Annotated in this window: 10 protein-coding genes; 6 read left to right on the top strand and 4 right to left on the bottom strand. The window is 69.4% G+C overall.

Annotated elements, in window-relative coordinates:
* Nucleotides 1-22: 22 nt before the first annotated feature.
* Entirely contained in the window at nt 23-634 is a 612-nt protein-coding gene (gene folE, locus AC5P88_RS16170) for a GTP cyclohydrolase I FolE (RefSeq protein ID WP_004141296.1), read from the bottom strand.
* Nucleotides 635-1,262: 628 nt separating this feature from the next.
* Here folE and AC5P88_RS16165 point away from each other — a divergent pair.
* From AC5P88_RS16165 to AC5P88_RS16140, 6 genes are all read left to right on the top strand, one after another.
* On the top strand, nt 1,263-1,718 hold the full coding sequence (locus AC5P88_RS16165; RefSeq protein ID WP_008265191.1) for a MarR family winged helix-turn-helix transcriptional regulator: 456 nt from the start codon (nt 1,263-1,265) through the stop codon (nt 1,716-1,718).
* A gap of 108 nt (nt 1,719-1,826) precedes the next feature.
* Entirely contained in the window at nt 1,827-2,036 is a 210-nt protein-coding gene (locus AC5P88_RS16160; protein ID WP_005411696.1) for a DUF1656 domain-containing protein, read from the top strand.
* Complete coding sequence (locus AC5P88_RS16155) at nt 2,033-2,950, top strand: efflux RND transporter periplasmic adaptor subunit (RefSeq protein WP_286074588.1); 918 nt, start codon at nt 2,033-2,035, stop codon at nt 2,948-2,950. Before AC5P88_RS16160 ends, AC5P88_RS16155 begins: the two co-directional genes overlap by 4 nt.
* Complete coding sequence (locus AC5P88_RS16150; RefSeq protein ID WP_495225508.1) at nt 2,947-4,416, top strand: efflux transporter outer membrane subunit; 1,470 nt, start codon at nt 2,947-2,949, stop codon at nt 4,414-4,416. Before AC5P88_RS16155 ends, AC5P88_RS16150 begins: the two co-directional genes overlap by 4 nt.
* 3 nt (nt 4,417-4,419) lie before the next feature.
* The gene (locus AC5P88_RS16145) at nt 4,420-6,459 is read left to right on the top strand and encodes an FUSC family protein (RefSeq protein ID WP_495225507.1); all 2,040 of its coding nucleotides are present in this window, start codon (nt 4,420-4,422) and stop codon (nt 6,457-6,459) included.
* A 94-nt stretch (nt 6,460-6,553) separates the two neighbouring features.
* Complete coding sequence (locus AC5P88_RS16140) at nt 6,554-6,952, top strand: hypothetical protein (RefSeq protein ID WP_495225506.1); 399 nt, start codon at nt 6,554-6,556, stop codon at nt 6,950-6,952.
* Nucleotides 6,953-7,058: 106 nt separating this feature from the next.
* Here AC5P88_RS16140 and recD read toward each other — a convergent pair whose 3' ends face one another.
* Genes recD through recC form a run of 3 tightly spaced genes read right to left on the bottom strand, consistent with a single transcriptional unit; the run spans nt 7,059 to nt 15,960 of the window.
* Nucleotides 7,059-8,939 (bottom strand): exodeoxyribonuclease V subunit alpha, encoded by a 1,881-nt coding sequence (gene recD, locus AC5P88_RS16135; protein ID WP_106549128.1) that lies wholly within the window; start codon nt 8,937-8,939, stop codon nt 7,059-7,061.
* A complete protein-coding gene (gene recB / locus AC5P88_RS16130; protein ID WP_495225505.1) occupies nt 8,936-12,616 on the bottom strand; it encodes an exodeoxyribonuclease V subunit beta in 3,681 nt (1,226 codons plus the stop codon). Before recB ends, recD begins: the two co-directional genes overlap by 4 nt.
* Entirely contained in the window at nt 12,613-15,960 is a 3,348-nt protein-coding gene (gene recC, locus AC5P88_RS16125; RefSeq protein WP_495225504.1) for an exodeoxyribonuclease V subunit gamma, read from the bottom strand. The genes recB and recC overlap by 4 nt, the downstream gene beginning before the upstream one ends.
* Nucleotides 15,961-15,970 lie beyond the last annotated feature (10 nt).

Below are 15,970 nucleotides of genomic sequence, written 5' to 3'. Positions count from 1 at the left end.
CGGCGCGGTGCGGGCAAGCGGCTCAGCGCTTGCCGCCCACTTCGATGAAGCGCAGGAACTCGGCGCGGGTGCGCGCGTCGTCGCGGAAGCTGCCCAGCATCTTGGAGGTGACCATGCTGACGCCGCGCTTGTGGATGCCGCGGGTGGTCATGCATTCGTGGGCGCCTTCGACAACCACGCCGACGCCGATCGGCTGCAGCACATCCTGGATGCACTGGGCGATCTGCGCGGTCATCTTTTCCTGCACCTGGAAGCGGCGGGCGTAGGCTTCGACGACGCGGGCCAGCTTGCTGATGCCCACCACCTTGCCGGCCGGCAGGTAGCCGACGTGCACGCGGCCGATGATCGGCGCCATGTGGTGCTCGCAGTGGCTTTCGTACTCGATGTCACGCAGGACGATCAGTTCGTCGTAGCCGGCCACTTCCTCGAAGGTCCGCTCCATGTAGGCGCGCGGGTCGTCGCGGTAGCCGCTGAACCAGTCGCCATAGGCTTCGGCGACACGGCGGGGGGTATCCAGCAGGCCTTCACGGGACGGGTCCTCACCGGCCCAGCGCAGCAGGGTGCGCACGGCATCCTCGGCCTGGTCCTGGGTCACGTCGCCCTGCGGGGCGGCCTTTTCGTTGTTCTTGCTCATTGCGTACAGCGTCCCGAACGGGGGGCGAGCATCGTACCCGACCGGGGGGTGGGTCGTCCTGTTGGGACGGTTCATCGGGGGGTTCTTCCGGCGCCTCGTTGCTATTGGTTTGGAGGGAGGGAGGGGGCTGCGCAGGACACGCCGTGAACCCGTCCCTGGGGGCTCGATGGCGCCATCCATGGCGCCAACGGTCCTGCCCTGCCGCCCTTCCCGCTCCCTGACGGTTTCCTGCGGACGCGGCCGGACCGCCCGAAGGCGGGGTCAAAAGCGGGGGTTCATGGCTTCGGCGAGTGCACCGGTAGCGCCGGGCCATGCCCGGCGAGCCAAACGGTGCGACCAGCCGCCGCCGGGCATGGCCCGGCGCTACCGCTCTTGCCTTTAGAGAGCCAACCCACCGCGCTCGCGGGATGTGAGGTGGTTGGCGGAGGGCCGGATGGGCCAGGACCGCAGGCGCCATGGATGGCGCCTACGAGCCCCCCATGGATGGGTTTACGGCCTGTCCTGGACCATCCGGCCCTCCGCCAACCCAACCGATAGCCAGCAGGCGCAGCGCTTTCCTCACTACACCCCGCCCATTCAGAAAAACCCATTGATAGGAATGAAATTAGTAGTATCCTATCTATCTCTTATGGACCGACCCCTCGACGAGCGCACCGTGCTGCAGATGCAGCTCAGCTCCGGCCTGCTGTACGCAGGGCGGCAGTGGCAGCGCCTGGCCGACAGCCGGCTCGGCAGCTACGGCATCTCCACCGCCTGCACCATGCCGCTGCTGATGATCGGCCGCTCCGGCGGTGGCATCCGCCAGGTGGCGCTGGCCCAGCAGCTGGGCATGGAGGGGCCGTCCCTGGTGCGCCTGCTGGACAAGCTGTGCGCCAGCGATCTGGTCCGCCGCGAAAGCGATGCCAGCGACCGCCGCGCCAACCTGCTGTGGCTGACCGACGCCGGCCAGGCGCTGGTCAGCGAGCTGGAAGACCAGTTGATCGGCCTGCGCCAGGACGTCTTCGGCGAACTCTCCATGGATGAACTGCACGCCGTGCTGAAGGCATGGCGCCTGCTGGCCGAGGCCGCCGACCGCATCACGTAAGAGCGCTGCCCCCGAACACCGCCGCTGCCGTGCACACGCCAGCGGCTTTTGCCCGTTGCCGTTGTTCTGTTGTTCCTCCCCTCCCCCACTCGCCCCCGCCCCCTACCGATGCCCGGTGAATTCAGTCTCCACGGAGTGTTCGTCCCGACCCTGCTCGGGTTGATGTTGTTGGCCTACCTGGTCAACAGCGGTCTGCATGCGCTGCTGCAGCGTGCCGGTGCCTATCGCCATATATGGCACCCGCCACTGTTCAACCTGGCGCTGTACGGGATCGTGCTTGGCCTGCTGTTCCACCTCCTGCGTTGGATGCAATCGTGAACAAGATCGTGAAGAAGACCCTGCCGGTGCTGCTGACCAGCGCAGCCGTGATCGTCGCCCTGCTGGTGCTGCGCCAGCTGTGGGTCTATTACATGGATGAGCCGTGGACCCGCGACGCGCATGTTGGCGCCGACGTGGTGCAGGTGGCACCGGATGTGTCCGGGCTGGTGGAAACGGTGGACGTGGCCGACAACCAGGCAGTGAAGAAGGGCGACCTGTTGTTCGTGGTCGATCGCGCCCGTTATCGCATTGCGCTGGAACAGGCCAAGGCCAGCCTGGCCGAGCGCCAGGCCTCGGTCGCCCAGCTGCGCCGCGAGATCGGTCGCGACCGCAGCCTGCAGGATCTGGTCGCCGCCGAGGATGCCGAAGTCCGCCGCGCCAAGCTGCAGGCTGCACAGGCTGCGCTGGCCACCGCACAGGCCGCGGTCGACCTGGCCGAGCTCAACCTCGGCCGTACCGAGGTGCGTGCGCCGGCCGATGGCCGGGTCAACGACCGCACCATGCGCGTAGGCGACTATGTGGTGGCCGGCAAGCCGGTGCTGGCGTTGCTGGATACCGGCTCGTTCCGCATTGATGGCTATTTCGAGGAAACCCGACTGCGCGGCGTGGCACCGGGACAGACGGTGGACATCCGGCTGATGGGTGAATCGACGCCGCTGCGTGGCCACGTGGAAAGCATCGCCGCCGGCATCGAGGACCGCTACCGCAGCAACGGCAGCACCCTGCTGCCGAACGTGACCCCGGCCTTCGACTGGGTGCGGCTGGCGCAGCGCATCCCGGTGCGCATCGCCATCGACGAAGTGCCCAAGGGCGTTGAGCTGATTGCCGGCCGTACCGCCACGGTAACCGTGCAGACCAGCAGCACGAAGCACGCAGACAAGGCCGGCACCGCGCCGACACAGGCGGGCCTGTGAACACCGCCCTGCCCCGTCTCGGCCTGATCGTCGCGCTGGCCAGCCTGGCCGCGTGCAGGACCGTCGGCCCGGACTATGCATTGCCGGAAGGTTCGGCGTTCAAGCGCCCCGAAGCCAATGCCGCCTTCATCGATACGCAGAACCCGCAGGTGGCCGCCAACCAGGCGCTGCCCGACCGCTGGTGGTCGTTGTACAACGACCCGGTGCTGGACGGGCTGATCACCCGGGCGCTGCGTGACAACGTGGAACTGAAGGCTGCCGATGCGCACCTACGCCGTGCGGCCGCCGTGTACGAACAGGCGCTGGACGCCGGAGGCTTCGAGTACGAGGCCGAGGCCGGTGTCAGCCGCGCGCAGCTGTCGGCCGAATCGTTCCTGCAGGAGCACGAGCTGCCGGTGATCAACCTGGCCGACGGCAAGTTCGCGGTCAGCTACCAGTTCGACCTGTTCGGCAAGCTCAAGCGCGGCGCCGAAGCGGCGCGTGCCGACGAGCAGTCGGTGGCGGCGGCACGCGATCTGGCCCAGGTCAGTGTGGTCGCCCAGGTGGCCGACAGCTACCTGGAGATCTGCCACGCCAACCATGAGCTGCACGTGGCCGAACATTCGCTGCAGCTGCAGCAGCGCAGCCGCACCGTTACCGAACGCCTGATCGCAGCCGGTCGTGGCACGCCGCCGGAGCTGGCCCGCGCCAATGCCCAGGTGGCGCTGCTGGAAGCTGCGCTGCCGCCGCTGCATGCGCAGCGCTCGGCGGCCGCCTATTCGCTGGCCGCCCTGCTCGGGCAGACCCCGGGCCAGCTGCCGGCCGGCGTGATCGACTGTGCACACGCGCCCGGCCTGGCGCAGCCGCTGCCGGTCGGTGATGGCCGCGCGCTGCTGCAGCGCCGCCCGGACGTGCGCCAGGCCGAACGCAAGCTGGCCTCGGCCACCGCGCGGATTGGCGTGGCCACCGCCGAGCTGTATCCGGACATCCGCTTGGGCGCCTCGGTGGGCGCCGCCGGCCTGCTGGAAGACTTCGGCACGCCGATGACCCAGCAGTGGTCGATCGGCCCGCTGATCTCGTGGACGCTGCCGTCGTCGGGCACGCATGCGCGCATCCACGCTGCCGAGGCCGGTGCCGACGCGGCGCTGGCCGAGTTCGACCACACCGTGCTGCAGGCACTGCGCGAGACCCAGACTGCGCTGGACCGCTATGCGCAGGACCTGCGCCGCCTGCAGTCGCTGCGCATCGCGCAGGAGCAGGCCGCGCTGGCCGCCGAGCAGAACCGCCGGCTGTACCAGGGAGGCCGTACGCCGTACCTGTCCAGCCTGGATGCCGACCGCAGCCTGGCCACCAGCGACGCTACCCTGGCCGCTGCCGAAGCGCAGGTCTCGCGCGACCAGATCCATCTGTTCCTGGTGCTGGGTGGCGGCTGGCAGGCAACGGTCGCCCCTGCGGCGCCGACCACCGCACAGGCCTCGGCGAAGTAAGCCATGAACGCGCTGACCGACCGCCAGGCCTGGCTGTTCTCGATCAAGACCTACCTGGCCGCAGTGGCCGCGCTGTACATCGCCATGGCCGGCAACCTGTCGCGCCCGTACTGGGCGATGGGCACGGTGTACATCGTCAGCCAGCCGCTGCTGGGCCCGACCCGCGCCAAGGGCGTATACCGCATCGTCGGCACGCTGGTGGCCGGGCTGGCCACCCTGCTGGTGCTGCCGGCACTGGTGGAAACGCCGCTGGTGCTGAGCGCGGCGATGTCGATCTGGCTGGCCGGTTGCCTGTTCATGGCGCTGCTCAACCGCGGCCCGCGCGGTTACGCGTTCCTGCTGGCCGGCTATACCACCGCCTTCATCGGCTTCCCCGCAGTGACCTCGCCGGAAACCATCTTCGACACGGTGGTGGCGCGCAGCGAGGAGATCATCCTCGGCACAGTGGTGGCGGTGCTGTTCGCCTCGCTGCTGTTCCCGGCCTCGGTGCGCCCGATGCTGCGCGCCCGCATCGGCAACTGGATGGAGGACGCCGCGCAGTGGTGCCGGCAGATCCTGGAACGTGGCCGTGCACACGCGCCGCGCAACCGGTTGGCCGCCGATCTGGTGCAGTTCGAGGCGCTGATCGAGTTCCTGCGCCGCGATGATCCACGCCACGCCGGGTCGGCGGTGTCGATGGAGCGGCTGCGCGAGCGCATGCTGCTGCTGTTGCCGGTGCTGTCCTCGATCGCCGACCGCCTGAGTGCGCTGCGCAGCGATGGCCAGCCCCTGCCGGAGGGCCTGCCGGAGCTGATCGACGACATCCACGACTGGCTGGACGGCCCGACCAATGCCAGCGAGTACGCCCGCCTGCGCGCGCGCATCAGTGCACTGAAGCCGCAGGTGGACCGCGACCTGCAGCACCTGCAGCTGGCCAGCCTGCTGCTGCGCCTGGAGGAGCTGGTGGACCTGTGGCAGGACTGCCGCACCCTGCAGCACGCGATCGACCATGGCACCGCGCCGCTGGACCGCGCGCACTACCGCATCCGCACCGAACGCGTGGCCGCCGACAAGCACGTCGACTACGGCATGGCGCTGTTCTCCGCGCTCAGCGCCGGCGTGGCGCTGATGAGCTACTGCGTGCTGTGGATCGCGTTGGGATGGGAAGGCGGCGGCAACGGCGCGATGATGGCCGCGGTGACCGCCGCGTTCTTCGCCGCGCAGGACGATCCGGCGCCGAGCATGGTGTCATTCCTGGTATGGGCGATGGTCGCCTCGGTAGTGGCCGGCGTGTACCTGTTCGGCGTGTTCCCAGCCGTGCACGACTTCGGCCTGCTGGCGCTGGTGCTGGCGGTGGCCTTCCTGCCGCTGGGCCTGATGCTGCACCACCCGAAGAGCGCGCTGTTCGCGCTGCCGCTGACGGTGAACCTGGCCGCGCTGCTGAGCCTGCAGAACACCTACAGCGCCAACATCCAGACCTTCCTCAACTCGTCGATCGCGATGTTCATCGGCATTGGCTTTGCGGTGGTGATGACCCGCCTGTTCCGTTCGGTGGGTGCCGAGTGGACCGCGCGCCGGCTGGTGCGGCAGGGCTGGACCACGCTGGCCGAAGCCGCCGAAGGCCGTGGCCAGCAGGACCGGCAGCGCTTCGCCGCACGCATGCTCGACCTGCTGGGCCTGCTCGCACCGCGCCTGGCGGCGACGCCGGAGGGCAGCGACATCGCCTCGGTGGACATGCTCAATGAAGCGCGCATCGGCCTGAACATCCTGCAGCTGCGCCGCGCCCGGCTGGAACTGCCCGAGCGCAGCCGCGAGGCGGTCGAGCACATCCTGGAGGAAATCGCGGCGCACTACCGGCGGCAGATCGCCGCGCGCAAGCCGATTGTGGCAGCCGAAGCGCTGCGCGAACGGCTGGATACCTCGCTGGGCCGGGTCGGCAGCGTGGGCGCCTGCAAGGCCCGCGACGAAGCGCTGATGGGCCTGATCGGCCTGCGCTTCGCGCTGTTCCCGGAGGCGAAGGCGTTGGCGCCGGGTTGGGTAGGCGCCGAATCGCCGTCCGTGTAATGCGATCCGCCGGGCGCGGCCCGGCGCTACCATCGTGGTTCGGTAGCGCCGGGCCATGCCCGGCGGCCACCCGCGATCCCCACAGGACGGTTCAATGAGTTACGACATGATGGTGTTCGAGGCCAGCGTGGCCCCGCGTGACGCGGCGGCCTTCATCGGCTGGTTCGAGAAGCAGACGCAGTGGAACGAACGCCACGAGTATGACGACCCGGCGGTCAGCAGCCCGGCGCTGCAAGCGTGGTTCGCGGAGATGGCGCAGGAATTCCCGCCGTTGAACGGGCCGTTGAGCAACGACGATGACGACCGTGCCGAGGTGACCGAGTACAGCATCGGCCAGCAGGTGATCTACGGTGCGTTCGCATATTCGGTAGCTGAGCGCGCGCACGGTCGCGTGCAGGACCTGGCCGAGGAGCACGGCGTGGGGTTCTTCGATGTGAGTGCCGATGAAGCGGCGATCGTGTATCCGGATGGGCTGGTGTTGATCGCGGAATGACGCCGGGTCGGATCCCTCCCAAAGGGAGGGCTCTGACCCGGAACAGGCGTGTCTCGGGCGACGGGGTCAGAGCTCGTTCCGGTTGGGAACGGGATCCGACCCCGGTTCAGAACAACTGGCCCTGCACCGTTGGCTGTTCGATGGGCGCCGGTGCTTCGATCACGTCTTCCGCACCCAACCGCCAGGCCAGGCCACCCAACCGGCTGGCGTGGCGCTTCAACGCCGCCTGCAGCACGTCGGCACTGCCGGCCACATGCAGCACCTGGCGGGCGCGGGTCAGGCCGGTGTAGACCAGTTCGCGTGACAGTACGCGGCTGTCCTGGCGTGGCAGCTGCAGCCACACTTCGTCGAACTCCGAGCCCTGCGCCTTGTGTACGGTCATCGCGAACGCGCTTTCGTGCGCGGGCAACGCGGCCGGGTGGAAGGCGCGCGGCTGCTCGACGGTATCGCCGGGGAACCAGGCCACCATCGCGCCGCTGCCATCGCGCAGGCAGATGCCGATATCGCCATTGAACAGGCGGTGCCGGTAGCTGTTCTCGGTGACCAGCAGCAGGCGGCCCTGGAAGTAGCCCGGGGTGTTGCCGGCCAGTAGTTGTTCAATACGGCTGTTGAGGCCACGTGCACCCTGCGGACCTTCGCGCAGTGCGGTCAGCACGCGCAGGCGGCCGGCCTGCTGCAGGGCAAGCACCGGATCGGCCGCCTCGGCCAACGCGCGCCAGTGGCCCAGCAGATGCTCGCGTTGGCTGCGCAGCGGATCGGCTTCGCCTTCGTGGAAATGCACGCCTGCCAGCGACCCATTGCGCAGCAGCTGCAATGCGGTGCTGCTGTCGCCTTCGCGCACGGCATGCGCCAGCGGTGCCAGGTCCAGCGCATCGCTTTGCCGGTAACCACGTTGCAGCTGTACGCGGCGGCCGGCAAAGGCGCGGGGTGTGGCCTGTGGCTGCAGCGTCGCCGGCGCCAGCAGGCCATGCAGCGCCTGCGCGTCCTCGGCGCGGGTACCGATGCCATCGCCGCTGGCACGCAGGATCGCGCTGAGCACGTCGCCGGCTTCCACCGACGGCAACTGGTCCGGGTCGCCAAGCAGGATCAGGCGGGTACCGCTGGTGATCGCATCGACCAGCTTGGCCATCATCGGCAGATCGATCATCGACGCTTCGTCGACCACCACCACGTCCACCGGCAACGGATTGTCGGCGTGGTGGCGGAAGCGCGGCGAGTCCGGAATCACCCCGAGCAGGCGATGCAGGGTGGTGCCGGTACTGGGCAGTGCCCCGCACAGTGCCGGGTCCACACCGTCCTCCTGCAGGCGCTGCACGGCCAGCCGCAGGCTCTCGGCCATGCGTTCGGCGGCGCGCCCGGTGGGTGCGGCCAAGGCCACCTCGGGCAGCGGCTGGCCGGCCTGCCGGGCCTGCGCTGCCAACAGCAGCAACAGGCGCGCGATGGTGGTGGTCTTGCCGGTGCCGGGACCGCCGGTAACCAGCGCCAGCGGATGACGCAGGGTCACGCCAGCGGCGCGGGCCTGGTGATCTTCGCTGTCCAACGCCTGCGGGAACAGGCGCGCGAACAGCGGTGCCAGCGCCGCCATGTCCGGCGCCGGCAGCGGATGCCGGCCGATGCGCTGCAACCCTGCCGCCAGCTGGCGCTCGTACTCGCGGTAGCGGCGCAGGTAGAGCAGGCCGTTTTCCAGCACCAGCGGCGCGTCCTCGGCGATGGCGTCGAACTGCTCGGGTGTCGCCACCCAAGGGGATGCGCGCAGCTGTGCCAGCCAGGCCTGCGCATCGGGCCATTCCGGCACGCCTTCCAGCAGGCGTTGCGGCTGCGCCGGATCGAAGCCTGCGTGGCCCTGCGCCACCGCCAGCGAGGCCAGCGCCGCCGCCAGCGCCACGGTCTCGGACGTGTCGTCGCGCAGCCGCATCAGGCTGGTCGCCAGTGCATGATCAAGAGTGCGCAGCTGGCCTTTCTTGTGCAGTTCCTTCAACAGGCTCATGCGCTGGCTCCACGCGCACGCGCCGCCAATTCGGCCTGGGCCTGCTCGCCACCGGCGAACAGCGCGTCCAGTGCATCCACCAGCGCCAGCGGGAAGCGGTCCACATGCACGCCGTTGCCAGCGCCATCCAGCCCGCGGCAGAACAGGTAGCGGATGCCGCCCATGTCGCGCTCGTAGTCGTAGGCCGCGCCCAGGCGGAAACGCAGCCAGCGATGCAGGGCCACGGTATAGATCAGCGCCTGCAGGTCGTACTCGCTGTGCCGCATGGCAATGGCCAGCAGGTCCGGGCTGTAGCCGGGCAGGCGGTTGGACTTGTAGTCGAGCACGTACCAGCGCCCATCGCGCACGTAGGTGAGGTCGATCATGCCGGTCATCAGCCCTTCCAGCCGGCGGCGCTGGCCGAAACCACGACGCGCGCTGGAAACGCCGTGCGCGTGCAGCACCTGCAGCAGCGCCGGCACGGTGGTCGGTTCGATGGCGAAATGGAAGTCGATTTCCGCGCGGCGCTCGCCTTCGGCCAGGCTGTACAGGGCGCCGCCTTCGGGCAGCGGTACGGTAAGCGTGTGGCCAACCAACGGCACCAGCACCGCCACGCCATCGTCCAGATCGACATCGGCATAGCCTTCGTCGTGCAGCGCCTTGCGCAGCACCTCGGCCTGTCCCTCGGGCGCTTCCAGACCCGGTTGCCAATCCGCCCATGCAGCGAAGTCGACGTTCTCCATCGCCTCATGCAGCACGTTGCCGAAGCGACTGCCCATGAAGCGCGGGTCGAGCGGCGCGCTGTCTTCGGCGGCTGCGGCCGGCTCCGGCAATGCCGGTTCCAGCGGCAGTTCCGGGCCGGCCGGTTCATCGGCCGCCGGTGCTGGCAGTTCGGTGGCGGCCGCTTCGATATCGTCGCCGGCGCCAGCATCGGCATGGGCCAGCTGGGTGAAGCTGTACACCCACCAGTCATGCGGCACGCGCCGGGTCAGCGCACGCACGGCCGGCAGGTCACCCTCCACTTCGGCCGCCAGCTGCGGCAGCGCGGCCGGCGCCTCGCTGTCGTCGACGTGTACATCGGCATGTGCGCGCAGCACCTGCAGATCGCCCAGCAGCGGCGCCAGCCGCGTCCTGCCGAGCCCAGCCAGATCGCCCACGGCGATCCACAGGGCGTGCTCGGCACGGGTCAGGCCGACATACAACAGGCGTGCATCTTCGGCACGCTGCTCGCGTTCGCGCTGCGCGGTGGCCGCTTCCCAGGCCTCGTCCTTGTCGAGCTTCCAGTGCAGCTGGCGCTGGCCGCCCACATGCACCGTGCAGTGCGACGCGGCGTTTGGCGCCCCGCCATCGATGCCGACAAAGGGCAGGAACACCAGCGGATACTCCAGGCCCTTGCTCTTGTGCAGGGTGATGATCTGCACACGACGCGCGTCCGATTCCAGGCGCAGCAGCTGCTGCTCGTCATCCTGGTCGGCACTGGCCATCTGTCCCTGCAGCCAGTCCAGCAGGCCATGCATGCCCAGCGCCTGCGCGGAGGCTTCCTGCAGCAGTTCGCCCAGCTGCAGGTAGTTGGTCAGGCGACGCTCGCCGTCGATCAGCGCCAACAGGCGTTCGCCCTGTGCAGCACAGACTTCGGCGATCACCGCGAACGGGCCACCACGCTGCCAGCGTTCGCGCCAGTGCAGCAGCTGTGCCTGGAACCCGCGTTGCAGGTCGCCCTCGCGTTCCATCGCAGCGATCGCGCTGGCCTGCTGGCCGAGCAGTACGGTGGCCAGTGCCGCACGCAGGCGGCCTTCATCGGCCGGTTGCAGCAGGGCCAGCAGCAGCGCACGAAGATCGCGCGCTTCAGGGGTGGCAAACAGGCTCTGCTTGCCGGCCGCCACCGCCGGAATGCCCACCGCGGCCAGCGCGCGCTGTACCAGTGTGGCCTCGCGATGCGAACGCACCAGCACCGCGATGTCGCCCGGCTGCACCGGTCGCCCACGCAGCACGGCGTTGCCGGCACGCGCAGCAACCAGGGTCTGGTGGATCGCTGCCACACAGGCCTGGGTGGCGGCATCGCGCGAGGCATCGGCGCTCATCGCCTTGTCGCCGCCACTGCGCAGCACGCGCAGGGTCAGCGCGACGGCGGCGCGGCCATCGCGCAGGTAATCCTCGTCAACGCGCACACCGCCGGGCCGCACCGGCTCGAACTGGATGTCGCGTTCGAGGAAGGCGTCTTCGCCGCCGTTGTCATACAACGCCTGCAGCGCACGCAGCACGGCCGGACGCGAGCGGAAGTTCTGGTCCAGCACCGGTGCCTGCTGCGCCACCTGCTTGGCCTTCAGGTAGGTGTGGATGTCACCGCCGCGGAAGCCATAGATCGCCTGCTTGGGATCGCCGATCAGGAACAGCGCCGGCGCCAGGCCGAGTTCGCGCACCTCCGGCGAATCGCCGAACACGGTGTGGAAGATGCCCCACTGGCGGTCGTCGGTATCCTGGAACTCATCGACCAGCGCGATGCGGTACTGCGCGCGCAGCTGCTTCACCAGTGCCAGCCGCTGCGGGCCTTCCAGGGCGAGCGCTACCCCATCGATCAGATCGTCGTAGGTCTGCACCCGACGGGTGCGCTTCAGTGCCTGCAGGCGCTGCGTGGCTTCGTCGCGAAGCGCGTGCAGGAAATTCAACGCGGTGGCACGCAGCCAGGCATCGCGTTCGGCCAGCAGCGCGACATAGCGCGCCAACGGCGCCTGCAACGGCGACGATGGCGTGCGCTCGGCGAACTTCTTGTTGGTCTTGGCGGCCAGTGCCTCGGGCAGCAGCGCTGGCAGGCGCTCGCTGGCCAGCAGCTCGCGCGGGTCGGCGCGCTCGGCCCAGGCCAGCAGCTGCCGGCCCAGCGGGTGCAACCACCCCAGCTTGTAGGACACGCCGTTGATCCACTTGTTGTCGACCGCATCGCAGAGGTCGATGAAGAACTGCTCGCCATGCTCGCGCACGCTTGCGGACAGGTCTTCCGCCGCACCCTGCAGCACCACGTGTGGATCGGCCTGCGCCACCGGCTGCGGCGTCGGATGCAGCGGCGGTGCGGCCAGCAGCGCGCGCAGATCGGCGGCCAGCGCATCCGGGGTGGACCACAGCCAGGTCAGCGGTTCCAGCGTGGCCGGGTCGTTGGCATGCACCCGCCACAGATCCGCCGCCAGCTCTTCCAGCAGCTCGCGGTCACTGGCCAGCAGTTCCGGCGGATCGAAGGTGTGGCCGCTCTCCAACGCATGCTCGCGCAGCACGCGGGTGCAGAAGCCGTGGATGGTGAAGATGGAGGCCAGGTCGATCTCGTCCGCGGCCACCTGCAGGCGGCGCTTCAGTGCGGTGGCACTCTCGGAGCCGCTCTGCAGATGGCGCTGCAGGACCTCGCGGGTCAGGCATACATCCGGTGCTTCGCCCTCGGCCGGTTCCAGATCGACCAGGCGCGCGGCCAGCGCCAGGCGCTCGCGGATGCGCTTGCGCAGTTCCTGGGTGGCGGCGTCGGTGAAGGTCACTGCCAGGATCTGGCCGATGCGCAGGCCCTGCTCCACCACCAGGCGGGTGAACAGCGTGGCCAGGGTGAAGGTCTTGCCGGTGCCGGCGCTGGCTTCGATCAGTCGTATGCCGTCCAGCGGCAGGGCCAGGTAGGGATCGCGGCTGAGGAGTTCGATGCCGTCCTCGATGATCACGGTGCTCATTCGCTGCCCTCCTGGCGTGTTTCGACGCCGAGGGTGCGGCCTTCGCGCACCGCGCTGAAGACCACCTGGCTGTTGCGCAGCAGGTCGGCATAGCTGGCATCGGTGGCGAATGGGTCGGCACCGCGCAGCAGCAGCTGCCAGGCGTCGCTGCTGGATTCACCCCAGGTACGGTCGCTGCCATGCCACTGCTTCCAGCCTTCGCTGCGCTGTTTTTCTGTCGGCGCGTTGTACAGCACCCAGCCGGTATACGGGGCAAAGCGCAGCGGTTCACGCAGGCCACGCTGGCGCAGCTGCAGCAGCGCACGCAGCGCCGCGCGGGCAGCGGGAACGCTCAGCGCCGGTACAACGTGCGGGCCCGGCCCGGCATCGCCACCATCATGGAACTGCACCAGCGGCAGGGCATCACCGGCGGCATTGGCCAGCAGCCAGTCCAGGCCCTGGCGGATCACCGCATTGCCGTTGAGGGTGCCGGCACGCAGGCGCACCAGGCCTTCGGGATGACGATCGGCCACGCGGCCGTGCAGGCGCACCCCGTCGATCTCCACCTCGTAACGACGGCTTTCCAGCGGTTCGCCCTTCATCCAGGCAAGCAGCGCGCTGGCATACGGGCGCGTCTTCAGCTGTTCGGCTTCGAACTGACGTTCACCCAATGCGCCGGACGGCAGCAGGCCACGCGCGCGCAGGCGCGGGTACAGCGGCTCGATATCGCCACTGAGCGTGGCGCGTACCACCGCGGCCTGCACGCTGCGCTTCTCCGGCCCCCGCGAAGACAGCACCAGCGGTTCCAGGTCATCCACCTCCTCGACCTCGTCAGCCAGGCGCAGGCCCAGTGACTGTGCGAGAAACTGCCCGGCCGGATCGCACAGGAAACGACGCAGTGCATCGAGCGCGACCTCGTCCTCCACGGCATCGTCGGTCGGTGGCGGCAGTGGTGCGTCGAACCAGGGCTGCAGGCCTCCACGCTGGCCGGTGAGGCGACCGGCAGCGGGATGCCATTGGCGGCGATAGCTGAAGCGGCGCGGGTCGCCATCGCCGAACGCGCCTGGCGAGAACGGCTGCAGCGCGTGGCGCACGGTGAAGTCACGGGTGGCCACAGCCGGATCGAGGTGATACGCGGCTGCAGCATCAATCAGTTCGCTGACCAGCACCGACGGCTCACGCACGCTGCCATCGCGCGGATCAGCGCCGAGGTAACTGAGATAGAACACGTCCTGCGCGGCGGCGAACAGCTGCAGGAACAGGAAGCGATCGTCCTCGCGGGTGGAGCGGTCGCCCGGCCGGCGACGCGGCGTATCCAGCTCCGCAGTGAGCTGGTTGAGACCGGCGGCCGGGTCACGGCGCGGGAAATCGCCATCATTGAGGCCCAGCACGCAGATCACCCGGAACGGCAGCAGGCGCATCGGCACCATGCGACCGAAGCTGATGCCACCGGTCAGCAACGGCGCACGCGTATCGGCCTCGCCCAGCGCGCCAGCGAAGTGCGCGCGCACCACCTCCGGGGGCACGCCGTCCACGAAACCGGCCTTGGCGGCGTCTTCAGCGAACTGGTTGAGCAGCTTGCGCAGGCGCTCAAGGGCACGCTGGCTGTTGGGCGAGCTGGGCGCGGTCGGCAACAGTGCATCCAGCAGCGACAGCAGGCGCTGGCGCCACTGCGCGGGCGTCAGCAGTTCGCCGAGGCGTCGCTGATACACCGCCAGCACGCGCAGCAGGCGCAGCAGGCGGTCCAAGGCGTCCAACGCGCCGCCTTCCAGTTCGATCCACGGCGCCACGCCGGCCAGATCGGCCTCGCTGCCGGTGGCATGGCCGAGTACCAGGCGATCCAGTGCGAACTGCCAGGTATAGGCATCGTCGGCTGGCGCCTGATGCTGGTCGCGATGCTTCGCATCCAGCCCCCAGCGCGCGCCGGCCTGTTGCAGCCAGCCGTGCAGGCGGTCGAAGTCCACGGCTTCCAGGCCGGCCGCTTCGGCCAGCGGCGCGCTGGCCAGCAGGTCCAGCACTTCGTTCAGGCCAAAACGCGAGACCGGCAGGCCCAGCAGGTGCACGAACACATCGGCCAACGGCTCGCCGGCGAGCGGGCTGCTGTCGGCCAGCGCATACGGAATGTGCTCCTCGTCGCCCCCCCGGCCACCGAATACCGCTTCCAGGTACGGCACATAGGGATCGATGTCCGGCGCCAGCACCGCGATCTCGCGTGCCTGCAGCGGTGGGTCGAAACGCGGGTCCTGCAGCAGGCTGCGCAGCTGGTCGTGCAGCACCTGCAGCTCGCGCAGGCGGGTATGGCAGGCATGCACCTGCAGGCTGGGATCGTCGCTGCGCAGAGCCTCGCGCAGCTCGCCCGAGGGCAGCGCGCGGCGGTGGAACAGATCGCGCTGCAGGCGATGCAGCAGGCTGTCGGACAGGCCACCTTGGTCCAGGGTCGGCCGGGTGTCCTCCTCCGGATCGGAATAGGCGGCGATCTCGCCGGCCGGGTGCACCACCTCGTAGCTGCCCAGCACCGCCATGAAATCGCGGCCTGCTGCCCCCCAGGCTTCCAGCAGGCGGTTCTCGCCGGCGGCCTCGCCGAACGGGTCCGGTGCGCCGCTGCGCAGTCGCTCGGCCAGCGTCTGCAGGTCACCCCAGTACGACTGCACGGGCGTGGGCATGTAGAAATGCAGTTCGCCCACCCGCGCCTGGGTGGCCATCACCCGCAGCACATCGGGCGAGATGTTGAGCGTCGCGAACGCAGACATGCGCGGCGGCAGCCCCTGCGGCAGCGGCTGGCCGGCGCCTTCAAAGCGGTCCAGGTACTCCTGGATGCGACGCGCGCGGTAGTCGTGGCCGCGGGTGATGGTGCGCCACAGGATCGCCTGCGGGTCGGCCGGATCGGCACCGGCTGCCCAGCGCAGCAGCCAGTCGCGGCGCCACGCCTGGTACTTCTCGAATACCGAGGCCAGCTCGCCGGCCAGCGCCCACGGCTTCAATGCGTCACCGCCGGCAAGATAGGACTGCAGCGCGCGCATCGGTGGCTGCGCCAGCAACGCCGGGTCGCGCAGTGCCTGGTACAGCTTCCAGTGCAGGCCGGCCGCGTCCAGATCGTCCTGCTCGCCGCTGACATTGGCCTTCAGCGCGCGGGCCACGAACTCGCCCGGGGTGAGGAATTCGAGGTTGGCAGCGACACCGAATTCGGCGGCCAGTGTCGCTTGCAGCCAGCGGCGCATCGCGACCTGCGGGATCAGCACCACTTCCGGCGCCAGCAACGGCTGGCCCGGCACCGGCGCGCGCACGTTGCGCGCCAGCAGCGCGGCCAGCACGTCCAGGGAGTTGGAATGGTAGAGGCGGAAATCGCTGCCTGGGTCACTCATCATGCACAGTGTG

This window comes from Stenotrophomonas sp. YJH_SMC_8, from assembly GCF_059371315.1.
The sequence above is the reverse complement of the archived record's forward strand: the minus strand, read 5'-3'. Positions and strand labels throughout refer to the sequence as shown.